General features: G+C 65.3%; 18 protein-coding genes. 4 read left to right on the top strand and 14 right to left on the bottom strand.

Annotated features, from left to right (window positions below; genetic code table 11):
* Positions 1-15: 15 nt before the first annotated feature.
* The 12 genes from JQ586_RS04175 to JQ586_RS04120 form a co-directional block, all read right to left on the bottom strand.
* Complete coding sequence (locus tag JQ586_RS04175) at positions 16-2112, bottom strand: 3-hydroxyacyl-CoA dehydrogenase NAD-binding domain-containing protein (RefSeq protein WP_212393223.1); 2097 nt, start codon at positions 2110-2112, stop codon at positions 16-18.
* Between the two features lie 2 nt (positions 2113-2114).
* Complete coding sequence (locus JQ586_RS04170; RefSeq protein WP_212393222.1) at positions 2115-3398, bottom strand: acetyl-CoA C-acetyltransferase; 1284 nt, start codon at positions 3396-3398, stop codon at positions 2115-2117.
* Complete coding sequence (locus JQ586_RS04165; RefSeq protein WP_212393221.1) at positions 3398-5665, bottom strand: acyl-CoA dehydrogenase; 2268 nt, start codon at positions 5663-5665, stop codon at positions 3398-3400. Before JQ586_RS04165 ends, JQ586_RS04170 begins: the two co-directional genes overlap by 1 nt.
* A gap of 215 nt (positions 5666-5880) precedes the next feature.
* Positions 5881-7146, bottom strand: a complete 1266-nt coding sequence (locus JQ586_RS04160; RefSeq protein ID WP_249147261.1) for an SMP-30/gluconolactonase/LRE family protein — start codon at positions 7144-7146, stop codon at positions 5881-5883.
* Positions 7147-7418: 272 nt separating this feature from the next.
* Positions 7419-8042: a flavin reductase family protein gene (locus tag JQ586_RS04155; protein WP_212393220.1), complete on the bottom strand. Its 624-nt coding sequence runs from the start codon at positions 8040-8042 to the stop codon at positions 7419-7421.
* Positions 8043-8203: 161 nt separating this feature from the next.
* Complete coding sequence (locus JQ586_RS04150; protein ID WP_212393219.1) at positions 8204-8812, bottom strand: TetR/AcrR family transcriptional regulator; 609 nt, start codon at positions 8810-8812, stop codon at positions 8204-8206.
* 21 nt (positions 8813-8833) lie between these two features.
* Positions 8834-11974 carry an efflux RND transporter permease subunit gene (locus JQ586_RS04145; RefSeq protein ID WP_212393218.1) on the bottom strand — a complete coding sequence of 1047 codons (3141 nt, stop codon included), beginning with the start codon at positions 11972-11974 and terminating at the stop codon, positions 8834-8836.
* A 45-nt stretch (positions 11975-12019) separates the two neighbouring features.
* A complete protein-coding gene (locus JQ586_RS04140; RefSeq protein ID WP_212393217.1) occupies positions 12020-13126 on the bottom strand; it encodes an efflux RND transporter periplasmic adaptor subunit in 1107 nt (368 codons plus the stop codon).
* Between the two features lie 270 nt (positions 13127-13396).
* Positions 13397-14722: an MFS transporter gene (locus tag JQ586_RS04135; RefSeq protein ID WP_212393216.1), complete on the bottom strand. Its 1326-nt coding sequence runs from the start codon at positions 14720-14722 to the stop codon at positions 13397-13399.
* A 191-nt stretch (positions 14723-14913) separates the two neighbouring features.
* Positions 14914-16077, bottom strand: a complete 1164-nt coding sequence (locus JQ586_RS04130) for a winged helix-turn-helix domain-containing protein (protein ID WP_212393576.1) — start codon at positions 16075-16077, stop codon at positions 14914-14916.
* Between the two features lie 71 nt (positions 16078-16148).
* Positions 16149-16379, bottom strand: a complete 231-nt coding sequence (locus tag JQ586_RS04125) for a hypothetical protein (protein ID WP_212393215.1) — start codon at positions 16377-16379, stop codon at positions 16149-16151.
* Between the two features lie 245 nt (positions 16380-16624).
* Entirely contained in the window at positions 16625-18034 is a 1410-nt protein-coding gene (locus JQ586_RS04120) for a caspase family protein (RefSeq protein ID WP_212393214.1), read from the bottom strand.
* A 286-nt stretch (positions 18035-18320) separates the two neighbouring features.
* On the opposite strand from JQ586_RS04120, the gene JQ586_RS04115 reads away from it, so the two are divergent.
* Together JQ586_RS04115 and JQ586_RS04110 are read left to right on the top strand one after the other, a co-directional pair.
* On the top strand, positions 18321-18953 hold the full coding sequence (locus JQ586_RS04115; RefSeq protein ID WP_212393213.1) for an OmpA family protein: 633 nt from the start codon (positions 18321-18323) through the stop codon (positions 18951-18953).
* A 123-nt stretch (positions 18954-19076) separates the two neighbouring features.
* A complete protein-coding gene (locus tag JQ586_RS04110) occupies positions 19077-19403 on the top strand; it encodes a hypothetical protein (RefSeq protein ID WP_212393212.1) in 327 nt (108 codons plus the stop codon).
* A gap of 12 nt (positions 19404-19415) precedes the next feature.
* Here the strand turns inward: JQ586_RS04110 and JQ586_RS04105 are convergent, their stop codons facing one another.
* Entirely contained in the window at positions 19416-20690 is a 1275-nt protein-coding gene (locus tag JQ586_RS04105) for a phospholipid carrier-dependent glycosyltransferase (protein WP_249147326.1), read from the bottom strand.
* A 257-nt stretch (positions 20691-20947) separates the two neighbouring features.
* Here JQ586_RS04105 and JQ586_RS04100 point away from each other — a divergent pair, with 257 nt between their 5' ends.
* Together JQ586_RS04100 and JQ586_RS04095 are read left to right on the top strand one after the other, a co-directional pair.
* Entirely contained in the window at positions 20948-21652 is a 705-nt protein-coding gene (locus tag JQ586_RS04100) for a FecR domain-containing protein (RefSeq protein WP_212393210.1), read from the top strand.
* Between the two features lies 1 nt (position 21653).
* Positions 21654-22817 carry a hypothetical protein gene (locus JQ586_RS04095; RefSeq protein WP_212393209.1) on the top strand — a complete coding sequence of 388 codons (1164 nt, stop codon included), beginning with the start codon at positions 21654-21656 and terminating at the stop codon, positions 22815-22817.
* Between the two features lie 104 nt (positions 22818-22921).
* Here the strand turns inward: JQ586_RS04095 and JQ586_RS04090 are convergent, their stop codons facing one another.
* Entirely contained in the window at positions 22922-23398 is a 477-nt protein-coding gene (locus tag JQ586_RS04090) for a VOC family protein (RefSeq protein WP_212393208.1), read from the bottom strand.
* Between the last annotated feature and the right edge of the window lie 24 nt (positions 23399-23422).

Below are 23422 nucleotides of genomic sequence, written 5' to 3'. Positions count from 1 at the left end.
TCACTTGCGGATCGGTCACTTGAAAGTCTCCCAGCCTGCATCCGGCGCAAAACGGTCGCCGAACTTCTGCGCGAGCGCGCGCATCGCAGATACCACGTTGTCGGTACCGCGCGTGCGAGCATAGTTGAGCGGGCCGCCGCGGAACGGCGCATAGCCTGTGCCGAAGATCATCGCACCGTCGACCACGTCGGCATTGTCGACGATGCCCTCGCGCAGAGCCGCGACGCAGACATTGGACATCGGCAGCACCAGACGGTCGATCATTTCATCCGTCACCCGCGGGCCGGTCTCGGACAACGGCGCCTTCTCCGCCTTACCGTCCTTCCAGCTGTAGAACCCCTTGCCGGTCTTGCGGCCGAGTTCGCCTCTCGCGACCTTGTCGCGCAGCCAGGCCGGCGTCGGCGGCAGATGATCGCCGAACTTGGAGCGCAGCATGTCGCCGACGTCGAGGCAGATGTCGAGACCGACCTGGTCGGCCAGCTCGATCGGTCCCATCGGCATGCCGAACTCGACTGCGGCCGCATCGATCAGGCGCTGGTCGATCTTCTCGTCCAGCATCAACATCGCCTCCAGCATGTAGGGCGTCAGCGCGCGGTTGACGAGGAAGCCCGGCGAGCTCTTCACCGGCAGCGGCAGGCGGTCGATGGCACCGACAAAGGCGAGCGCCTCGCCGAGCAGCGCCGGATCGGTGCCGTCATGGCTGACGATCTCGACCAGTTGCAGCCGCGACACCGGATTGAAGAAGTGCAGCCCGAGCAGCCGCTCCGGCCGTTGCAGCGTGGTGCGCAGATCCTGCAGCGGAATGCTCGAGGTGTTGGTGGCGAGGATCGCACCCGGCTTCATCCTCGGTTCGAGGCCGGCATAGACCTTCTGCTTCAGCTCGAGCTTTTCCGGCACAGCCTCGATGACGAGATCCGCATTGCGGACGCCTTCACCCTCCATGTCCGGGATCAGGCGGTCCAGCGCGTCGCGCTGGTCGATCTTCTTGCGCATGATCTTGCCGAACAGATCGGCGGCGCGCTTCAAGGCACCTGCGATCGGTTCGGCCTTCATGTCTGCCAGGGTCACCCGCATGTCCTGGCTCGCGCACCAGGCCGCGATGTCGCCGCCCATCGCGCCGGCGCCGATGACATGGACATGCGCGATCTTGTTGCCGCCTGCGGCAATCTTCTTCATCTGCTCGCGCAGGAAGAACACGCGGATCAGGCTCTGCGCGGTCGGCGTCACCATCAGATTGGCGAACGATGTCTTCTCCGCATTCAGCATCGCCGTGCGGTTGCCGGCGTGCTTTTCCCAGAGATCGATCAGCGCATAGGGCGCGGGATAGTGCGCGCGCGGCGCCGCCTTGGCAGCCTCGCTGCGCATGCGGCTGGCGAGGAAGCCACGCACCGGCGCGAAGTTGAGGATCGCGTTGAGCGGGCCAGGCTTCGCGCGCTTGAGGCGGCCGAACACGGCGTCCTTCACGGCGTTGCGGACATGGCGCTCCTGCGTCACGGCATCGACCAGCCCGAGCGACCGGGCGCGGCGCGCATCGATCGTCTTGCCGGTCAGCATCAGCGTCATCGCCTGCATCGGGTTGACCAGTTCGGTGAAGCGCACGGTTCCGCCGAGACCGGGATGCAGGCCGAGCATCACCTCCGGAAAGCCGAACCGTGCATCGTCGATCGCGATGCGCATCTGGCAGGCCAGCGCAACCTCGAGGCCGCCGCCGAGGCAGAAGCCGTGGATCACCGCGACCGACGGCACGCGGAGCGCCTCCAGCCGGTCGATCACCGCATGGGCGCGGCCGATCGCGGTCTCGACCGTGCCCGGGTCCGTGGCACCACGAAATTCGTTGACGTCGGCGCCGGCGATGAAGCCGCTCTTTTTCGCCGAGCGGACCACGAGGCCGGCCGGGCGCTGGCTGTGGAGCTCTGACACGATCGCGTCGAGTTCGTCGAGCAGATCGACGGAGAGCGTGTTGGCGCTGGCGCCTGCGCGGTCGAACAACAGCCAGGCGATGCCGTCCTCGTCGCGGGTCAGCTTGAAGTTCCTGTAAGGGCTTTCGGCGGTCGGTTTTGGCCCCAGCTCGAGCACGCGACCGGCGAGAACGTCCATGATCTGCGAATCCATGATCACACCGTCTCTATCAACATCGCGCCGCCCTGCCCGCCGCCGATACATTCCGTGGCGACGCCGCGCCTGGTGCCGAGCCGCTTCATTGCATTGACGAGATGCAGCACGATGCGGTTGCCGCTGGTGCCGACGGGATGGCCGAGGCTGATCGCGCCGCCATCGACGTTGAGCCTGGCGCGATCGATCTCGCCGGCCGCGCCGTCGAGCCCCAGGATCTCGCGGCAGAACTTCTCGTCATTCCACGCCGCGAGGCAGCCGAGCACTTGCGTTGCAAACGCCTCGTTCAGCTCCCAGGTCTCGATATCCTGCAAGATCAGCTCGTTGCGCTTCAGGAGCGCGGTCGTCGACAGCACCGGGCCGAGGCCCATGATCGAGGGATCGAGCGCCGACCATTGGCTGTCGAGGATGACGGCCTTCGGCGTCAGTCCATGTTTTGCGACCGCCGTCTCGGAGGCCAGGATCACCCAGGACGCGCCGTCGGTGATCTGCGAGGAATTGCCGGCCGTGACCTGGCCCCAGGGACGCTCGAACACGGGCCTGAGCTTGGCCAGGGTCTCCGGCGTCGAGTCCGGACGGACGCCGTCGTCATGATCGTAGAATTTGCCGTCGCGGGCGAAGGCGGTCTCGACCTCGCCCTTGAGGTAGCCTTCCTTCTGCGCGTGCGCCAGCCGCTGGTGGCTTTCGGCGGCATAGGCATCGGACTGCGCGCGCGTGATGCCGAAGAGATGTCCGACCTTCTCCGCGGTCTGCCCCATGTTCAGATCGGTGATGGGATCGGTCAGCCCGCGCTCGAGCCCGATGATCGGCTTGAAATAGCCCGGCCGCACCTTCAACGCCGCGGCGACCTTGGCGACCATGCCCTTTGCGCCGGCAAGGCCTGCGAACCAGCGCACGCCGGCATTGGGCCAGACCAGCGGCGCGTGGCTCAGCGCCTCGGCGCCGCCGGCCAGGATCAGGTCGGAGATCCCCTCGCGGATGTAGCGGTAGCCGGTGTCGACCGACTGCATGCCCGAGCCGCAATTGATCTGCATCGTGAAGGCGACCATCTTCTCGCCCATGCCGAGCCGAAGTGCCGCGACCCGTGCCGGGTTCATCTCGTCGGCGATGACGTTGACGCAGCCGAGGATCACCTGGTCGAAGGCGGTGGGCGCAAAGGGCTGCCGCGCCAGCAGCGGCCGGCCGCATTGCACGGCGAGATCAACGGGGGTGAACGGGCCGGGCCCGGAGCGCGCCTTCAGGAACGGCGTCCGGCTGCCGTCGACGATAAAGACTGGTCGCGCCATCAGCCCGCCGCCCTCTGCTCACCCAGCTCCTGGAAGAACTGATGCACGTCGGCGGATTTCTTGTAAATCGGCGACAGCGCCTCCGGCGCAAAATCATCGACCTCGATGACCTTGGCGACTGCGTCGTGGGCGGCGGCGAGTTTCTCGCCCTCGGCCTCGGTGATGACGCCCTTCTTCACCGCATCCTTCCAGTCATGAATGCGTGCGGCGTGCAGCTGCCTGGCGGCATCCTCGGCCTCGGTGACGAGACGGAACGCCTTCTCCAGCCGTGCGATGCCGCCGTCATCCTCGACAAAGGCAAGATCGGGCGTCAGGCGGTCGCGCGCCGCGGACGGTGACAGCACGAGCTGCGCGCATCGATGCACGACCTCATCAGACGGACCCGTGACGCGCGCGCCGAACGGTTGGATCAGGAATTTCAGCATCACACCGACGACGCGGTTGGGCAGGTTGGCCGTGATCTCCGCCAGCCGGCTCTCGATGGTCTTGAAGCCGGTCGCCATGCACCATTGCAGCGCAGGGAGGTCCTCCTTCTGCCGGCCCTCGTCCTGCCAGCGCTTCAGCGCAGCCGAGAGCAGATACAGCTCGGACAGGATGTCGCCGAAGCGGGCGGACAGCATCTCCTTGCGCTTCAGCGCTCCGCCGAGCGTGAGCAGCGCCATGTCGGCGCACAGCGCGAAGGCCGACGAATAGCGCGAGAGCTGGCGATAGAACCCGGTTGCCTCGCCGGCGTCCGGCGCCGGCGCGAACAGCCCAAGGGTCCAGCTGCGGCCCCAGGCGCGGAACAGCGTCGCGAAGCTGTGGCCGACATGCTTCCAGAACGCGGTGTCGAATGCGGTGAGCCCCTTGTCGCGATCGGGATCGCGCAGCGCGTTCATCTCCGCGAGCAGATAGGGATGGGCGCGGATCGCGCCCTGCCCGAACACGATGAGATTGCGGGTCAGGATGTTGGCGCCCTCGACCGTGATGCCGACCGGCACCGAGCGGTAGAGCCCTCCCAGGTAATTCTGCGGCCCGTCGATCACGGCCTTGCCGCCATGGATGTCCATGGCGTCGTCGATCGCGAGCCGCATCCGCTCGGTGGCGTGCAGCTTCATGATGCCGGAGATGACGGCGGGGTGATGCCCTGCGTTCAACGCGGCGCAGGTCAGCCGCCGCGCGGCGTCGAGCAGGTAGGCCGTCGCCGCGATGCGCGCGAGCGGCTCCTCGATGCCCTCGAATTTGCCGATCGAAATGCCGAACTGCTCGCGGATGCGGGCATAGGCGCCGCTGGTGCGCGCGGCGTAGGCGGCGCCGGCAGCCGACAGCGACGGCAGCGAGATGCCGCGGCCGGCGGCGAGCGCCGTCATCAGCATCTTCCAGCCCTGGCCGAGCCGCTCTTGACCGCCGATGATGTAGTCGAGCGGGATGAAGACATCGCGGCCCCAGTTCGGGCCGTTCTGGAACACCTGCATCGCCGGCAGATGGCGGTGGCCGATCGAAACGCCGGGCAGATGCGTTGGAATCAGCGCAACCGTGATGCCAAGCTCTTCCTCGTTGCCCACGAGGTGATCGGGATCATAGGCCTTGAAGGCAAGCCCGAGCAGCGTCGCGACGGGGCCGAGCGTGATGTAGCGCTTGTGCCAGTTCAGCCTCAGGCCGAGCACCTCACGACCTTCGAAATTGCCCCTGCAGATGATGCCGCTGTCGATCATCGAGGCGGCGTCCGAGCCGGCCTCCGGACTGGTCAGCCCGAAGCAGGGGATGTCACGTCCGTCGGCGAGCCGCGGCAGCCATTTGTCCTGCTGCTCCCTGGTACCGAAGCGCATCAGCAATTCGCCGGGCCCGAGCGAGTTCGGCACCATCACGGTGACGGCCGCGGTCAACGAACGCGACGAGATCTTGCGCACCACTTCGGAATGCGCATAGGGCGAGAAGCCGAGACCGCCGAACTCCTTCGGGATGATCATGCCGAAGAACTTGTTGCGCTTGACGAAGTCCCACACTTCGGGCGGCAGGTCGCGCCATTCCCAGTTGATCTTCCACTCGTCGAGCATGGCGCAGAGCTGGTCGACCGGGCCGTGCAGGAAGGCCTTCTCCTCTTCGGTCAGGGTCGCCGGCGCAAAGGCCAGCAGCTTGGTCCAGTCCGGATTGCCGGTGAAGAGATCGGCGTCCCACCAGACGTCGCCGGCCTCCAGCGCCTCGCGCTCGGTGTCGGACATCGACGGCAGCACGCCTCGCGCAAACGAGAAAATCGGCTTGGTGATCGTGTCGCGGCGGAAGCTCATGGTGGGGTCCTCATGAATCGGCGCGGATGGAGATGATCCTAGCGGAAAGTGCCGGTCACGGGTGAACACTTCGCTTTTGAAATGAAGCGAAATTGACGCGGCGAAAGCGCCGTTTGTTAACGGCACGCCGCGCCTTCAGTTCCGAAACATGAGTTGCGACAGTCAGGTAGCGGATTGGCGCCGGCGGGTCGCGCCGGCGCCAATCCGCGTCAGGGCTAGCCCGGGCCTGCCCCCTGCGTCGCGGTATAGACCGCATACAGCGACTGGCTTGCCGCCATGAACAGGCGGTTGCGCTTGGGGCCGCCGAAGGTGATGTTGCCGCACACCTCCGGCAGGCGGATACGGCCGAGCAGCTTGCCCTCCGGCGACCACACCGTGACGCCGTTATAGCCGACGGCGCGGCCGGCATTGCTGGAGCACCAGACATTGCCGTTGACGTCGCAGCGGATGCCGTCCGGTCCGCATTTCACGCCGTCGATCGTGAAGTCGCTGAACCGCTTGCCGTTGGAGACCTTGTTGTCGGCGCCGACATCGAACACGAACACGTCGCCCTTGCCGCCCGGCCCGGTGTCGCCCGGTCCCTTGCCGGTCGAGACGACATAGAGCTTCTTGTAATCGGGCGAGAAGCAGATGCCGTTCGGATCGGGCACCTGGTCCTCGCTCACCACGAGGTCGATGCGCCCGGACGGATCGATCCGATAGCAGTTGGTCGGCAGCTCGCGCTTGAACGGCTCGAAGCCCGCCGGCTGGCCGATCCGCGGATTGAGCTTGCCGGCAGGATTGACCGGGCCGCCCGCAGCATCAGGCTCGCCCTCATAGAGCTGGCTGCCATAGGGCGGATCGGTGAACCAGTAGCTGCCGTCGGGATGGGCGACGATGTCGTTCGGCGAGTTCAGCTTCTTGCCCTGATAGGAATCGGCAAGCACGGTCGCGGTGCCGTCGTTCTCGTAGCGCGTCACGCGGCGGGTCAGATGCTCGCAGGACAGCTGGCGGCCCTGGAAGTCGAACGAGTTGCCGTTCGAATAGTTCGAGGGCATGCGGAACACGCTGACGTGGCCGTCGTCCTCCGACCATCGCATCTGGCGGTTGTTCGGGATGTCGCTCCAGAGGAGGTACCGCCCCTGCGAGCTCCAGGCCGGGCCTTCCGACCATAGAGTGCCCGTATAGAGGCGCTTGATCGAAGTGTTGGGCTGGGCGAGGTCGTTGAAGGACGGATCGACCGCGATGATATCGGGGTCCCAGAAATAGGTGGTCGGCGCACCGCGCGGACTGAAATCGCGCGGCGGGGTGGTGATCGTCGTCGGCGGTCCGACCGGCGCAGGCGCGTTCTGCGCCAGCGCGCTGCCGATGCCGGTTGCAGTGGCAGCCGCTCCCACTGCCAATCCCTGGACAAGCGCTCGTCGTGAAACGTTCGGACCGCGCCGCTCTTCTTTTGGATCGCTCCGCACTTCTGTTGGATCGTTCCGCTCCTGGCGTGACATCGCATCCTCCGCTGTGTTGGCCGGCCGTTGATCCGGCCTGGCAACCAGAGGTTAGTATGCCCTGAGTGACGATTTCGTGGCGGGAGCGAAGCAAGCTCGCAATGCTGCGGTCTGCCTTACCTCGCCGCGCCTGCGGGGAGAGGTCGGATTGCATCGCAAGATGCGATCCGGGTGAGGGGGTACAGCTTTCACCACGGTCGCGACTCGTGGAGGCAGCCCCTCACCCCGCCCTCTCCCCGCAAGAGCGGGGCGAGGCAGACGACAGAGCGGAGCTAATCCGGCCGGATCATCTCGAACATGTTTTCCGGCTTGATCTCGAAATAATCCCCTCGCCGGCCGGCGCGGACGATCGGATGGGCAAGCCCGGTCTGGTAGACGCCGTCCTTGATGAAGGCCTTGTCGATATGGACCGCGACGACCTCGCCGAGCGTCAGCCAGGCCTCCGCCTTCTTGCCGTCGGCGCCCTGGAGCTGGATGATCTGGCTCACCTTGCATTCGAAGGCGACCGGACTTTCGGCAACGCGCGGCACGTTGACGAGCTTGCCCGACTCGGCGGTCAGCCCGGCCAGCTTGAATTCGTCGACGTCACGCGCGACATGGGCGGCGGACGCGTTCATCTGCCTGGCCAGATCCATCGTCGCCAGGTTCCAGACGAACTCGCCGGTCTCCTGGATGTTGGCGACGCTGTCCTTCCAATTGGTCGAGGAGAAGCCGATGATCGGCGGCACGTAGCAGAAGGCGTTGAAGAAGCTGTAGGGCGCGAGATTGATGTTGCCCCTGGTGTCGCGCGAGGCGATCCAGCCGATCGGGCGCGGCGCGATGATGGCGTTGAAGGGATCGTGCTTGAGGCCGTGGCCGTTCTTCGGCTCGTAGAAATGCAGGTCTTTCGCGGTCACGGTGGGCCCTCTTCCGTAGCCCGGATGGAGTGCAGCGCAATCCGGGACAGTTTCGCAAGCGGATCAATATCCCGGATCACGCTGCGCTCCATCCGGGCTACGAAGTCGCTTCGCCTGCGATGATTGAAGAGTCAACTGACGAGTGCGTCAGTTCGGTCCGATCAATTCGCCCGGGCGCGCGGCGACAGGCCGGCAATGACGAAATCGATCATCTCGTCGATGGTCGGGCCCGGCTTGGTGGCGCATTGGGCGATCATTTGCGGGTGGAAGAAGCGCATCATCGCGGTGCAGGCGCACAGCGACGCCGTCATCAGGTCATTCACCTCGAACTCGCCGGACGCCGCACCTTGCGCGATCATCTCGCCGATCGTGCCGGTGATCAGCTCGATATGAGCGGTGCAGACCTCCCAGTCCTCCTGCATCGCGACCTCGACCATCTCGTGCAGCTTGGAGTCGTCGACATAGCGCTCGGTGTTCATGCGGTTGACGGTCTTCATCAGCTCGCGCAGCCGAAGCGCCGCCGGCCCCTCGGTCCGCGCGATGCGCTGGGCCTCGATCTCGACCTCGCCCATCAGGCCGCGCGCCACGCCTTCGTGGATAGCCTTCTTCGATTCGAAGAAGCGATACACGTTGGCGGGGCTCATGCGCAGCTCTTTGGCGATATCGGCCACCGTGGTCTTCTGGTAGCCGAGCTGCCGGAACAATCGCTCCGCAACCACGAGAATCCGCTCGCGGGTGTCAGTTTCGATGTGTTCCGAAATCAGCGTCATGTCGGTCTGCTCAATCTTCAATTATTCGGCCGCTTCAGCAAGCGGAAATGCGTGCTGTGCACCTCCGGCATGCTGCGGCGCAGTATCGGCACGCTCGACGGGGCCACTCTCGTCCAAGGTCTTGCGGAACCAGAGGGCGTAAAGGCCCGGCAGATACAGCAAGGTCAGGAAAGTCGCAACAAACAAACCGCCCATGATCGTGATCGCCATCGGGCCCCAGAACGCGGAGCGCGACAGCGGTATCATGGCGAGGATGGCCGCAAGCGCCGTCAGCACCACCGGCCGGGCGCGGCGGACGGTGGCTTCCACGATCGCCTCCCGCCGCGTCAGGCCGCTCGACACGTCGCTCTCGATCTGATCGACCAGGATGACGGCGTTGCGCATGATCATGCCGGCCAGCGCGATCAGACCGAGCAGCGCCACGAAGCCGAACGGCTGGTTTGCGACGTTCAGCCCCAGCGAGGCGCCGACGATGCCGAGCGGCGCGGTCAGGAACACCAGGAACAGGCGCGAGAAGCTTTGCAGCTGGATCATCAGGAGCGTCAGCATCACCATCACCATGACGGGGAAGAGCACGAAGATCGAGGCATTGCCCTTGGCCGATTCCTCGAATGCTCCGCCCGGCTCGATCCGGTAGGCCGGCTCGAGGTGCGCCTGGATGTCCTTCAGCTTCGGCGAGATCTGGTTGGTGACGTCGGGCGCCTGCACGCCGTCGACGACGTCCGAGCGCACGGTGATCGCCATGTCGCGGTTGCGCCGCCACAGGATCGGCTCCTCATGCGCATATTCGAGCTTCGCGATCTGCTGCAGCGGCACGGCAACGCCATTGCGTGAGGTGATCGTGAGATCGCCGACGTGGCCGAGATCGAGCCGCTCCGACGGCACCGCGCGGGCGACCACGCCGACCTTCTCGACGCCGTCGCGGATCGTGGTGACGGGCGCGCCCGAGATCAGCATCGACAGCGCCTGCGAGACGTCCTGCGGGGTGAGGCCGAGCGCGCGCGCCCGGTCCTGGTCGACGACCAGCTTCAAATAGGGCGACTGCTCGTTCCAGTCGAGCTGGACGTCCTTGACGTTCGGGTTCTGGCGCATGACCTCGCGCACCTGGTAGGCGATGTCGCGCACCTTGTTGGCGTCAGGCCCGATCACGCGGAACTGGACCGGGAAGCCGACCGGCGGCCCGAAGTTGAAGCGGTCGACCCGGACCCGCGCCTCGTTCAGCGCGCCGTCGGCAGCGGCCTGCTCGATCTTGGCCTTGATGCGCTCGCGAGCCTCGACGTTCCTGGACAGGATCACGATCTCGGCGAACGCCTCGTTCGGAAGTTGCGGGTTGAGGCCGAGCCAGAAGCGGGGCGAACCCTGGCCGACATAGGCCGTGTAGGTCTCGATGTCCTGGTCGTCCTTGAGCAGCGCCTCGGCCTTCTTCACCGCCTTCTCGGTGACATTGAACGCCGTGCCCTCGGGCAGGCGGAGCTGCAGGAACAGCTCGGGCCGCTCCGACAGCGGGAAGAACTGCTGCTGGACGTGACCGAAGGCCATGATCGAGGCCGCGAACACGCCGACGGTCGCCACCACGACCTTGATACGGTGATCAACGCACCACTGCACGACGCCGCGCAAGCCGCGGTAGATCCGCGTCTCGTAGATCGCGTGCGGATCGTGGTTCTGATGCACCTTGATGTTGGGCAGGAGCTTGACGCCGATATAGGGCGTGAAGATCACCGCGACGAACCACGAGGCAACCAGCGCGATCGCCACGATCCAGAAGATGCCGCCGGCATATTCGCCGACCGCCGAATTGGCAAAGCCGATGGGGAGGAAGCCGGCGGCCGTGACCAGCGTCCCCGTGAGCATCGGAAACGCGGTGGATTCCCAGGCAAAGGACGCCGCCTTCATGCGGTCCCAGCCCTGCTCCATCTTCACCACCATCATCTCGACCGCGATGATGGCGTCGTCGACCAGAAGGCCGAGCGCGATGATCAACGCGCCGAGCGTGATGCGGTGCAGGTCGAGCGACATCGCGTTCATCACGATGAACACGATTCCAAGCACCAGCGGCACCGACAGCGCCACCACGATGCCGGTGCGCCAGCCGAGCGCGACAAAGGAGACGAACAGCACGATCGCCAGCGCCTCGACGAAGGAGTGCACGAACTCGCCGACGGCGTGCTCGACCACCTTGGGCTGATCGGCGATCTGCCTGACGTCGATGCCCTGCGGCACCGCCTTCATGAACTCGGCGGTCGCCTGCTCGACGTCCTTGCCGAGCTCGAGGATGTTGGCGCCCTTGGCGGTGACCACGCCGATGCCGAGCGCCGGCTTGCCTTCCTGACGCACGGTGAAGCTCGGCGGATCGACATAGCCGTGGGTGACGGTGGCGATGTCGCCGAGGCGGAACACGCGGCCGTTGCTCTCGACCGGGGTTTCGGCGACGGCCTTGACGCCGTCGAGCGCACCGGTGACGCGCAGCGGCACGCGCTGCGCGGAGGTTTCGACCGTGCCGGCCGGCGTCACGTTGTTCTGCTTGGCAAGCGAATCGAACAGCGCCTGCGGCGTGATGCCCAGCGTGGCGAGCTTGGCATGCGAGAACTCGACATAGATGCGCTCGTCCTGGATACCGTAGAGGTCGACCTTGGTCACCCCCGGCACCTTGAGCAGGCGCTGGCGAAAACCTTCGGCGGCCTTCTTCAGCTGCGCATAATTGGCGCCGTCGCCGGTCATCATGTAGAGGATGGAATCGACGTCGGAGAATTCGTCGTTGACGACGGGACCGAGGATGCCGGACGGCAACTCACCCTGAACGTCGACCAGCTTCTTGCGCAGCAGATAGAACAGGTAGGGCACGTCCTTCGGCGGGGTCGAATCGCGGAAGGTGACCTGCATCGCCGTGAAGCCCGGCTTGGAATAGGTCTGCACCTTCTCGAAGAACGGCAGCTCCTGCAGCTTCTTCTCGATGGGATCGGCGACCTGCATCTGCATTTCCTGCGAGGTCGCGCCCGGCCACATCACCGAGACGTTCACCACCTTCACGGTGAAGAACGGATCCTCGGCGCGGCCGAGCTTCTGGTAGGAGAAGTAGCCGGCGACGCCGAGCACGATCATCAGGAACAGCACCAGCGTCGGATGGCTGACCGCCCAGGCCGAAAGATTGAAGCGCTTCATATCAGTCTCCAATTCCCAGAACTGATTTCGCGTTGATTGCTTGGACTAGAACGACAGCGACGAGACGACCCGGACCTTCTGGCTCGGATCAAGCTTCTGCACGCCGAGGGCCACGACCTTGGCGCCGTCATCGACACCGCCGGAGATCACGACGCAGTCGCTGCCGTACGACTTCACCTTGACCGGCTTCAACGCGATGTCGCCCTTGTCGTCGACGATGTAGAGCGAGGGATCGCCGCCCTGGCTGTAGAGTGCCGACAACGGCAGCTTCGCCACGCGTTCGGTGGAGGAATCCGCGAGCGTCAAGGTCGCAGTCATGCCGAGGGAGACATTGTCGTCGGCATCGGGCAGCGAGAATTTTGCGAGATAGGTGCGGGTCGCGGGATCGGCCGAGGGCGCGACCTCGCGCAGCTTCGCGGCATATGTCTTGTTGGCGTCCGACCACAGCGTCACCGTGGCAACGCCCGACCTGGCGCGGGAAAGCAGCGTCTCTGGGATCGCGACGACGGCTTCCTTCTCACCAAGTCGGGCGACACGGATCGAAGCCTGGCCCGCGGCAACCACCTGGCCGGGCTCGATCATGGTCGCTGTGACGACACCCCGGGTGTCGGCCACAAGCGTTGCATAAGACAGCGAGTTCTTCGTCAGTTCGACCGAGCGCTCCGCACGGTTCAGTCGCGCGCGCGCCTCGTCGGCCGCGGCCTTGGCGGAGTCGAGCGTCGCGTCGGTGGCCCAGCCCTTGGCCTTCAGGTCCTTGGCGCGCTGCTCGGCCGCAGCGGCCTGCGCCAGCACCCCGGTCGAGGCGCGCTGCTCGGCCTCGGCCTGCTCGGCCTGGAGCTTCAGGTCGACCTCGTCGAGGGTGGCCAAGGGCTGGTCGATGTCGACTGTCTGTCCGACCTCGACCAGCCGCTTGGCCACCTTGCCGGCCACCCGAAAGCCCATATCGGCTTCGATCCGGGGCTTGATCGTGCCGACAAAGCTGCGCTCAGGGGTTTCGGCTTCGTAATGGACGGTCGCTACCAGAACCGGGCGCCCGGGCTCGGTCTTTTCGGCGACCTTTTCGTTGCAGCCGGTCAGCGCGAACACCGCAAAAGCCAGCAATGCTCCGGTCAAGAGCCTGTAATAGCTGGATAAAACGGAACGGGCGAACATCGGATCTCTCCATCGAGCTGGCGACTGATGAAGAGTATCGATTTATCACTGATAAATGTCAATATTCATCAGTAATAACCAATTCGTGAACCTGGGGTGATCGGCATCCGGGCCTGGCGGCTTTCAGGAAGTAGGTCGCCCCTGATGAAGCGCAGCGAAATCCGGGGGAGATCGTCGATGGAAAGAGCGGTCCCGGATTGTGCTGCGCTCCATCCGGGCCACGGCAGATCGTGGGATGGGTAGAGTGCAGCGAAACCAATCCTATGCGGGCTACTTCGCCCCGGCGAACTCGGTCCTGCTCTCATGCCCGCCGAGAAAGACGAGCAGGCCCGCCACCAGCGGCAGCAATGACAGCACCAGGAGGCCGGTCGACGTGCTGCCGGTCGCTTCCTTGACCCAGCCGATCAGATAGGGCCCGCCGAAACCCGCGAGATTGCCGATCGAGTTGATCAGCGCGATCGCACCGGCGGCGGCGGTACCCGAGAGCCAGGCAGTCGGCAGCGTCCAGAACACCGCGAAGGTGCAGAACACGCCGATGGCGGCGATCGTCAGCACCACCATCGTCGCGGTGGGATCGGTGATGTAGCTGGAGACGCCGAGCGCAACCGCAGTGAGCAGCAGCGGACCGCCGACATGGGCGACGCGCTCGCGCGTGGCATCCGAATGCCGCGCCCACAGGATCATCGCGATGGTGCCGAACAGATAGGGTATCGCGGTGACGAAGCCGGTCTGTGCATTGGTGAGGCCGAACGCCTTGACGATCTGCGGCAGCCAGAACTGCATGCCATACAGCGCGCCGACGAAGCCGAAATAGACCACGCTGAGCGCGAGCACCTTGGGCGACGTGAGCGCCTGGCCAAGCGAAAAATGCTGCACCGATTGCTTGGCAGCGATCTCGGCATCGAGCTTCGACTTCAGCCACGCCTTCTGCCCGGCCGAAAGCCAGTCGGCCTTCTCCGGCCTGTCGGTGAGATAAAACCAGGTGACGACGCCGAGCAGCACCGACGGAACGCCCTCGACAATGAACAGCCACTGCCAGCCCTTGAACCCCATCACGCCGTCGAGCCCGAGCAGGAGGCCCGAGATCGGCGCGCCGATCACGGTGGAGATCGGGACAGCGAGCGCAAAGGCGGCGAGGAAGCGCGCGCGATACTCGGCCGGGTACCAATAGGTGAGATAAAGGATGATGCCGGGGAAGAAACCGGCCTCCGCCACGCCGAGGAAGAAGCGCAGAGCATAGAAGCTGTACTCGTCGTAAACCGCACACATCAGCGCCGAGAGGATGCCCCAGGTCACCATGATGCGCGCGATCCAGCGGCTGGCGCCGAACCTCTCCAGCGCCAGGTTGCTTGGCACCTCGAAGATGAAATAGCCGATGAAGAAGATGCCGGCGCCGAACGAAAACACCGTCGGCGAGAACTTCAGCTCGCTGTTCATGGTCAACGCCGCGAAGCCGAGATTGACGCGGTCGAGATAGGAGAAGAAGTAGGCCAGCACCAGGAACGGGATCAGCCGCCATGAGATCGCGCGAATGGTTGATGTCTCGATCTCACTGCGGGCGCCGCCATCAGGCGCGATGGTTGCAGTCTGGCTCATCAGTTTCCCCGTTCTATTGCTTGCCGTGAGGCATATTGGGTGGCCGCGCGTTGAGCAATGGCAAAAATGCATCGTGCACAGCACCGAGCGGCGCCTTGCGACTTCGCAGGCTGAGGCGACGAAGCAATCCATGGTTTCCGCTTGCGGCACCCTGGATTGCTTCGCTTCGCTCGCTTGACGGAGGTGAGTGCCTATTCAGCCAGCTGAAACTGCTCGAACCGATCGAGTTCCTCCTCGATGCGCCGCTTCAGCTCCTTGCGCGATGCCTGCTTCTTGCCGTTGCCGACCCAGCTCCATTTCTGCATCAGCAGCTTCCTGTTCTGGCGGTCGGTCTTCAGGTCGAGGGCGGCGACGATGTCGTCGCCGACCAGCACCGGCAACGCGAAATAGCCGAACAGGCGCTTCTCCTTCGGCACATACGCCTCGAATCTGTGGCCGTAGCCGAAGATCAATTCGGTGCGCCTGCGCTGGATGATCAAAGGATCGAACGGCGACAGGATGTGGACGAGGCCGGGGTCCCCCTCGCCGGTCTGCTCCAGCACCTCGGGCCGCGCCCAATGCTCCTGCTTGCCGGCGCCCTCGAGCGCGATCGCCACCAGTTCCTTGCGGCGGAGGCGGGCATCGATCAGGCGGCGCACCGCCTTCTTGCTGGGCGCGTCGAGATGGCAGATCGAATCGAGGCTGACGATCCCCTGCGCGCGCAGCGCGCGGTCGAGCAGATAGGTGATCCCGTCCGACGCCGACGCCGCCTTCGGCGGCCTGTCCCAGCCGAAATGCCGGCTGGTCAGCTCGTAGGTCTTCAGCATGCCGTTGCGCTCGGAGATGGTGACCGCGCCGCCGTAGAAGGCGAGCTGCAATGCGCGCTTCGAGGGTTTGCGGCTCTGCCAGAGATGCTCCTTCTCGGTCAGCACGTCGTCGTCGATGTCGCGGATGGTGAGCGGGGCCGATCGCACCAGCCGCATCACCTTGCGCGTGTCCGCCGGCGTGACCGACGCGAACCATTTGTGGCCGTCGCGCTTGTGCGCCTTCATCGCCGGCAGGAAATAGCCGATATCCTTGGACGGAATGTAGGACAGTGCATGCGTCCAGTATTCGAACACGCTCTTGTCCGCGCTCTGTGCCTGCTTCAGGTCGGCGCGGCGGTAGTCCGGGATGCGGGTGAAGAGGATGTGGTGATGGCAGCGCTCGATCACGTTGATGGTGTCGATCTGCACATAGCCGAGATGATCGACGGCGGCGGCCACCGCGGATGCGCCCTCGCCGAACGGCGCTGTCGTGTCGAGCCGCTGCGCGCGCAGCCAGACATGGCGGGCCCTGGTCTTGCTTAGGGAAACGGGTTCGGTCGCGCGCGGCATGGTGCGGCAATGTAGCGGGATTCGCGCTGCTGTGGAGAGCCGCATCAGCGAATACCGGCCACGCATGATGCTCAGCGCTTCGGCCGCTCCGTTACCGATCCGGTCGACATCTCGGCCTCGCAGACCGCCTTGCCGCGCTCCGGCGCCTCGCATTTGTAGACATTGCCGGTCAGGCGATCGACCAGCCAGGCGCTCTCGTCGTTCGGGCTCTCGAAGCCGACATAGCGGTTGGCGAGCGCGCCGAGCAGCGTCGACAGCAGGATCGCGGTTGCGATCATCGCAGCTCCGATCAGGATCGGCATCGATGCCGCCGACTGGTCGCGATCGTTACTGCCTCCGTGTCGCTCCCGATAGCCATGCCGTCGCCTGCTCTGCCCGAACACGTCCGCCCGTCTACGCTTGTACTGGTCCCCAGCCAGCAGCTAGGCGCGCATCGTGCCGATTGTTTGTCGCAAGCCCGGCTGCAGCACGACGGGAATGCGACCGGCAGCGGCGCCAAGACAAGGGCGGCCCGTGCGGCCGCCCCGATGTCTCGCTGGTCCGGAACTCAGTGGCGGAACAGTCCGCCCATCATGCCGCCGAAGAAGGCGCCCGGACCACCGCCGCCGCCGGCGCGATAGTGATAGCGAACGCCGCCACCGCCGCCATGCCGGCGCGACGCATGGGAGGACTCGTCGTCGGCGTTGTCGCCGGATGCGACACGGGCCGCAACGATCTCCGACAGCAACGCCCTGTGCTGCAGCGCATTGAGGTAGCCGCTCTTCGGATAGCCGCGGGCCGCCTGCCAGCGCTCGATCACGGCACGGGTCGCGTCGTCGAACCTGCCTGATGCCTTGACGTCGAAGCCGAGGCCGGTGAGGCGGTGCTGCACGTCGCGGCGCTGGTTACGATCGAGCCCGAGCTGATCCTCCGTCACCTGGGTGGCTTCGTCGGAGAAGGTCGCGGGATCGATGGCGGAGCCAGTGGCGAGGTTGCGCGTCGTGGTCGACGGACCATCCTGCAGCGCGGCGACGCGAGCGAGCGCGATCGGCTTGAAGGTGCCGTTCGGATACTTCGTCAGGTAGGCGTTGAGCTCCTCCACCTTGCTGGAGTCCTTGATCGAACGCCAGAACTCGAGCTCGACCTCGGAGGCGGTGCCGGCGGGCGCCGCGGTCTCGGCAACAGCACTGTCGGTCGAGGGCGATGCCGCCGGGTTGAGATAGACGCTGCCGATCAGATTGGTGTGGCCCCAGGGCAGCTGTCCCTTGTTGGTCTCCTCGTTGACCTGGGCGCGGACCCTGGTCATCGCCTGCTGGATCTCGACGCCGGGACTTGCGATGTTGGCGAGCAGCGCGCGGGTGAACGGGCTGTTGGTTCCGCTCTCGCCATCGAGCGCGGTCTGGCCCGGACCGGTCGCGAATGCGATCAGGGTGCCCTCGCCCGACTTCATCTCGGCAAGCCCGCTCTCGACGCTGACGCTGCGCGTCGCCTTGGCCGAACGGATCTTTGCGGCGAACGGATTGTCGCGGCAGGCATCGAGCAGCACCAGCTTGACCTTGGCGTCGGCCATCGTCTGCTCGAGCGTGAGGTCCACGTTGATCGCGGCGCCGAGCTTGACGTCCATCTCGGATTTGAGGTCGGCGTCAACAGGCAGCAGATAGTTGACGCCGTTCACCGCAATGCCGTGCCCGGCATAGAAAAACAGCGCGACGTCGGCGCCTTCGGCCTTCTTGCCGAAGTCGAGCAGCTTTTCCGTCATCTTGTCGCGGGTGAGGTTCGCGCCCTCGACCACCTCGAAGCCGACGCCGCGCAGGAGCTTGGCGATCGCCTTGGCATCTCCGGCCGGATTGGGCAGCGCCGGCACATTCTTGTAGGCGCCATTGCCGACCACGAAGGCCACCCGCTTGTCGGCGAGCGCCGCATCTGCGCCGACCAGGAATCCCGCCAATGACAGAGCCGCAATCAAAAGCCGCCGCATGATCCACTCTCCCCTTGCCCGACCTCCGGCATCCTGCCGCAAGGTCCTCATCCGATGGCTGGAGTGTGATCTGGCGCGCAGTCCGTAACCGTGATCCAGGTCACACAGAGCAAGGCGTGCTTCGAACCCGATTCCATAACGGTGCGACGCACGTCATCCTGATCGGATCAGGCGGGAACCAGAACGTGACCTGGATCACATTCACGACTTTGAACCGATACTAGGGTCCCGACATCAAAACGACAGCAAGCCCGATTGGCTGGCGTCACAGTCGAGGACGAAAACCATGACCCGCGCTTTTTCCCTGTCCGTTCTGACAATCGGCGCCGCGCTGTCGATGACGGCGGGCCTCGCACTGGCCGGTGACGAGACCGTCCCCGCCGCGAAAATCCTCAGTGCACTGAAGCCGAAGCCGCTCACCCGCGGCCTGTCGGCCGGTCCGCAGGTCGACCCGGCCGTCTCGGCGCGCGAAGCCGGCTTCCTCAACAGCGTTCGCAACCGGCAGACCCGTTCGCTCTCGCTCGGCGAGCGCCAGGAGATCGCCGAGATCGCCACCAACAAGCCGAAGATCGATCTGGAGATCCACTTCGACTACAACTCGGCCGACATCAGCAAGGGCTCGACCCAGGCCGTGCAGGAACTCGGCAAGGCGCTGTCCGATACCAGCCTGAAGGGCTCGACCTTCGTCCTCGCCGGCCATACCGACGCGATCGGCGGCGAAGCCTACAACCAGGATCTGTCGGAGCGCCGCGCCGACACCATCAAGAAGTACCTGGTCCAGCACTATGGCCTGAACGGCTCCAACCTCGTGACCGTCGGCTATGGCAAGGACAGGCCGAAGGATCCGAACGATCCGATGGACCCGACCAACCGTCGCGTGCAGGTCGTCAACATGGCGGGCAAGACCGCGTCGCAGTAGCGTTGCGCACCGTCGGTCCGCCTGCGCGTTGCCGGCAGGCGGGCCGTTGAACTTCAACGCGTGATTTTTCGATCGGCCGTGAGTTGAACAACCACGGCGAATTGTCTCCGGGGGATCTTCAACATGAAGACGCACATCAGCGGCTTTGCCGTCGCCGCACTGCTGGTTGTCGCCTCGCCGCTCGCCCGTGCCGACGACACGGCAGTGCCGAAGGATACCGCCGCGCCGGCGCAAGCCGAGACGCCCGCCAGCGTGCCACGCCCGTCGATCGTGCCGAAGGCCGCGGAGACGTCGCCGCCGGCCGCAGCCGAGCCAGCTCCCCGCCGCCATCGCCGCTACGCCCACCGCCACTACCGGCACTACGCCTATTGGGAGCCGTTCCCGATCTACTGGCCGCATCTTCACCGGCACGGCATCTACTGGAGCCGGGTCTCCTGGTTCGGATTCTGAAAACGGCTCGTCTCAGATCCAGTTCTGGAACAGCATCAGCCGGTTGAATGTCGCCATCGACGTGCCGATGAAGGCCGCGGTGATCGGCAGCATCGCGACGAAGCCCGCGCAGCCCACGGCCACGAATGCCCAGAGCAGCCAGCGCGGCGCGCCCTCGCGCGTCAGCGCATAGACCAGCGCCAGGCTCGCCGTGGTCGCCGACGGCAGGTAGTAGTAGATGAAGCTCAGGCTGCGCGGCAGCAGTGCCCAGGCGAGATACGGTCCGGCATAGAACGCGAGCACCAGGAACGCATCGGCCTTGCGCGCGACGATCCAGTCGCGCAGCGCGACCGCAATCGCGATCAGCGCGGGCCACAGCACCAGCGGATTGCCGAGCGAGACGACCGCCGCGATCCTGTCATCACCGACCTTGTCGAACAGAAACCAGACCGGCCGCACCAGGAACGGCCAGGACGGCCAGGAGCTTTGATAGGTGTGGCCGGCGATCGCGGTCGTGGTGTTGTCGGCAAAGATGCGGCGCTGCGCCTCGATGATGTCGGAGGGCGACGGGCCGTAGAGCGGGATGAAGGTTGCAAGATACGCAATGGCCGGAATCACCGCGAAGCAGACCACGAGATGATGCAGGCGGAGATCCGGCCACAGATCGGGCCGATACCAGTCCTCCGCATTGCCGTCGGCAAAGCGCGTGCGCCAGCTCTGCATCAGGCCGATCACCGCCGTGATCGCGATGCAGGTCGCGAGCACGAACAGCCCGCTCCATTTGCAGGCGATCGAGAGCCCGCAGGCAAGCCCCGCCAGTGCGAAGAAGCGCTGCGGGCGCTGCCGCCGGAAGCCATGGATGAACGCCGCGATCGCTAACAGGCTGAAGGCGAGCGCGAAAATATCCAGCATCGCGATCCGCGCCTGCACGAACAGCATCTGGTTGAAGAAGGCGAGCAGCACGGCTGCGATCGCGCGCGATTGCGATGCAAACAGCGCAAGCGCGGACAGATAGACCCCGACCAGGGCGAGCGCACCGAACAGCGTCGCGGGATAGCGCCATCCCAGCGGTCCGTCACCGAACGCCTCGATCGACAGTGCGATGATCTGCTTGGCGAGTGGCGGGTGCATCGGATTGAGCATCGGCTCCCGCGTCGCCGGCGCCAGCATCTGGCGCGCCGCAGGCACGTAATGCACCTCGTCGAAATAGAACTTGTCCGGCGTGGTGATCCCGAGCAGCAGCAGCGATTGAGCGACAGCGAAGATTACTGTGGCGACGATCACCGCGCGCGCGGCCGAATGCTGCAGAACCGAATGTGATGCTGATGCGGAGATCACGGTTCGAATGTGACGTGGCGGGAGCGAGTGTGAGCGAAGTGTGATGTGGAGCGGCGTCCTGTGTGACGAGTGTGATCGGATCTCACTTTCATGTCCATCGCGTTGAACGCCTTTCGAATCCGCCGCGACCAACCACGCAGTCAACTCGGCGCTTCTTGTGATAATTATACTACATCAGGTGCAGGCGCGATCCGGTACGTTCTCGGAACGAGTCGATCGGTTTTGAAATGATTTCGCGTCACTGCCTTCTCCCAATCCTCGCTCTCGGTTTTGTCCTCGCGCTGGCGGTACGGCCCGTCGAGGCGCAGACCCGCGTCGGCGAGGCGGCCGTCGTCAAGAACGAGGTCGTCAAGGTCGCGGCAACAACCACGCCGATCAATGTCGGCGACGCGCTGCTGCGCGACGAGACCGTTCGCACCGGCGCGAACAGCGCGACGCGGCTGGTGATGGCCGACAGCACCAACCTCTCGCTCGGGCCGAGCGCGTCGATCAAGCTCGACCGCACCGTGTTCGACGACGAGCATCATTATCGCGACGTGGCGATCCGCCTGACGTCGGGCGCGTTCCGCTTCGTCACCGGCAATTCGGAAAAGGCCGCCTACAAGATCACGACGCCGCTGGCGACGATCGGCGTTCGTGGCACCATCCTCGACATCCTCTCGCAGCGGGGCAGGACCACCGTGGTGCTGCAGGAAGGCGCGTCGACGGTCTGCACCACCAGCCACCAGTGCATCGACCTCAGCCAGCCCGGCGACACGGCAATCATCACCTCGACCGGGGGACACAGCACGATCCAGAAGACCAGCAGTTCGCCCTGGACATTCGCCGCGATGTGCAGCCAGGCGGCGGGCCTCTGCTCGGTCACCCAGTTTGCCGATGCCTCGCCGCCACCGGGCGACGTCGATCCCACCGGCATGCTGTGCGGACGGTAGCATGGCCCCGCGCACCCACAGGCTGATCCTGGCTGCCGCATTAACCGCTTCGTTGTCGTTGATTGCGGCAGCAGCGCGGCCGTCGTCCGCGTCGGCTCAAGCCGCAATCGCCGCCGCGTGCACCAACTGTCAATCGCCGTCCCCCAGTCCCTCCCCTTCGCCGTCCCCCTCACCGTCGGGCTCTCCGACACCCACGCCGACCCCAACAGTCACGCCCTCCTCGACACCTACTCCTACTCCCACTCCGACGCCAACATCGACGCCGATCACCGGCGCGCCATCGAGTGGGAGCTCGATCGACCAGCTTGCCAATCAGCGCTTCAACCAGATGATCACCAACCGCGTGCTCGGCTCGGTGCTGCTCGGCGTCAATGAGCAGATCAATTGCGACGACTGCGTCAGCGCGTTCGGTTCGGCCGGGTCGTTCTCGGCCGGCATCCACGGCCGCAAGACCATCACGCCGAATTTGTCGCTGCTCGCCGGCATCGCCTACACGCAGTACAGCGAGGGCGGCTACAACGTGACCAGCGCGCCGATCGGCGCTTTCGCGCTGCGCTACGATTTCGTCGACTGGGGGTCGTCGCGGCCGTTCTTCGACATCGGTGCCATCCTCTCGCCGTTCGAGAAGGTGCGCTATACCCGCAGCTACACGACGAGCCTCGGCGCGGTGTCGGTCACCGGCGAGACGTCGAGCGAGAACTACGGCGTCTATGGGCGCGCGGGCTGGATCAGCCGCCTGTCGCCGCGCGATGAGGTCGCGGCCTCGGTCGAGATCTGGCAGTTGTGGCAGCGAATCCAGGGTTATAGCGATCCCACTCTCGCGTTCAATCCGTTCGATGCGTCGATCGCCGACGGCACCGACCGCACCAACCTGGTGAAGGTCGGCGGCCAGTGGACGCATCTGTTCGGATCAAATGTCGAGGCCAACATCAATGGCGGCTGGGTGCAATCCTTCGCCACCCATTCCGGCATCGTCGCTACCGTCGCGGGCGATGGCACCATCGTCCCCACCATGGGCAACCAGGGCTGGTTCGAATATGGCGGGAGGCTCGGCTTCCGCATCAGCAAGGGCTGGGTCGCCGACCTCTTCCTCAACGGCACCGCGGGCCCGCAGCCGGTCGGCAACACGATCCACGGCGGCGTGGGATTGCGGATCAATTACTAGCCCCCACCGGATGCCCCGTTGCAAGTGAACGCGACCGTCCCTGGAATACTGCATCGCCCGGTCAAGCCGGGCGACGACAGTGTGATGTGCCGCCACGCCGCCGATTAGCCCTCATAGGCCTTGCGCAACGCTTCGATGTCGAGCTTGACCATGCCGAGCATCGCCTGCATCGCGCGGGCGGCGCCGGCCTGGTCCGAACCGGCGATATGTCGGCGAAACTCCGCCGGCACGATCTGCCAGGACACCCCGTAGCGGTCACGCAACCAGCCGCATTGCTCGGCCTTGCCGCCATGGGCCAGCAGCGCGTCCCAGAGCCGGTCGATCTCCGCCTGATCGGCACAGTCGATCACGAACGAGACCGCGTGGGTGTATTCCATCTTCATGCCGCCGTTCAGCGCCATGAAGCGCTGACCGGCAAGCGTGAAGTCGACCAACAGCACCGTGCCTGCCTTTCCGGCCAGACCGTCGGCGAGGTTGTTCTGGACGCGCTCGATCCGGGAATCAGGCAGCAGCGACACGTAGAAATTCGCGGCCTCTTCGGCCTCACCGTTGAACCACAGGCAGGGGGACACTTTTGACATCTCGGGCGCTCCTTGCGTGCGACG

Origin of the sequence: Bradyrhizobium jicamae, from assembly GCF_018130215.1 — a bacterium.
Lineage (GTDB): Bacteria > Pseudomonadota > Alphaproteobacteria > Rhizobiales > Xanthobacteraceae > Bradyrhizobium > Bradyrhizobium jicamae_A.
This window is presented reverse-complemented; position numbering and strand designations above follow the sequence as displayed.

Excerpts from the sequence above, each read along its gene's own strand:
- JQ586_RS04095 (WP_212393209.1), top strand. The coding sequence starts at position 21,654 with ATGGCCCCGCGCACCCACAGGCTGATCCTGGCTGCCGCATTAACCGCT.
- JQ586_RS04150 (WP_212393219.1), bottom strand. The coding sequence starts at position 8,812 with ATGACGCTGATTTCGGAACACATCGAAACTGACACCCGCGAGCGGATT.
- JQ586_RS04140 (WP_212393217.1), bottom strand. The coding sequence starts at position 13,126 with ATGTTCGCCCGTTCCGTTTTATCCAGCTATTACAGGCTCTTGACCGGA.
- JQ586_RS04160 (WP_249147261.1), bottom strand. The coding sequence starts at position 7,146 with ATGTCACGCCAGGAGCGGAACGATCCAACAGAAGTGCGGAGCGATCCA.
- JQ586_RS04115 (WP_212393213.1), top strand. The coding sequence starts at position 18,321 with ATGACCCGCGCTTTTTCCCTGTCCGTTCTGACAATCGGCGCCGCGCTG.
- JQ586_RS04145 (WP_212393218.1), bottom strand. The coding sequence starts at position 11,974 with ATGAAGCGCTTCAATCTTTCGGCCTGGGCGGTCAGCCATCCGACGCTG.
- JQ586_RS04100 (WP_212393210.1), top strand. The coding sequence starts at position 20,948 with ATGATTTCGCGTCACTGCCTTCTCCCAATCCTCGCTCTCGGTTTTGTC.
- JQ586_RS04165 (WP_212393221.1), bottom strand. The coding sequence starts at position 5,665 with ATGAGCTTCCGCCGCGACACGATCACCAAGCCGATTTTCTCGTTTGCG.
- JQ586_RS04135 (WP_212393216.1), bottom strand. The coding sequence starts at position 14,722 with ATGAGCCAGACTGCAACCATCGCGCCTGATGGCGGCGCCCGCAGTGAG.
- JQ586_RS04110 (WP_212393212.1), top strand. The coding sequence starts at position 19,077 with ATGAAGACGCACATCAGCGGCTTTGCCGTCGCCGCACTGCTGGTTGTC.
- JQ586_RS04130 (WP_212393576.1), bottom strand. The coding sequence starts at position 16,077 with ATGCCGCGCGCGACCGAACCCGTTTCCCTAAGCAAGACCAGGGCCCGC.
- JQ586_RS04090 (WP_212393208.1), bottom strand. The coding sequence starts at position 23,398 with ATGTCAAAAGTGTCCCCCTGCCTGTGGTTCAACGGTGAGGCCGAAGAG.
- JQ586_RS04175 (WP_212393223.1), bottom strand. The coding sequence starts at position 2,112 with ATGGATTCGCAGATCATGGACGTTCTCGCCGGTCGCGTGCTCGAGCTG.
- JQ586_RS04170 (WP_212393222.1), bottom strand. The coding sequence starts at position 3,398 with ATGGCGCGACCAGTCTTTATCGTCGACGGCAGCCGGACGCCGTTCCTG.
- JQ586_RS04120 (WP_212393214.1), bottom strand. The coding sequence starts at position 18,034 with ATGCGGCGGCTTTTGATTGCGGCTCTGTCATTGGCGGGATTCCTGGTC.
- JQ586_RS04125 (WP_212393215.1), bottom strand. The coding sequence starts at position 16,379 with ATGCCGATCCTGATCGGAGCTGCGATGATCGCAACCGCGATCCTGCTG.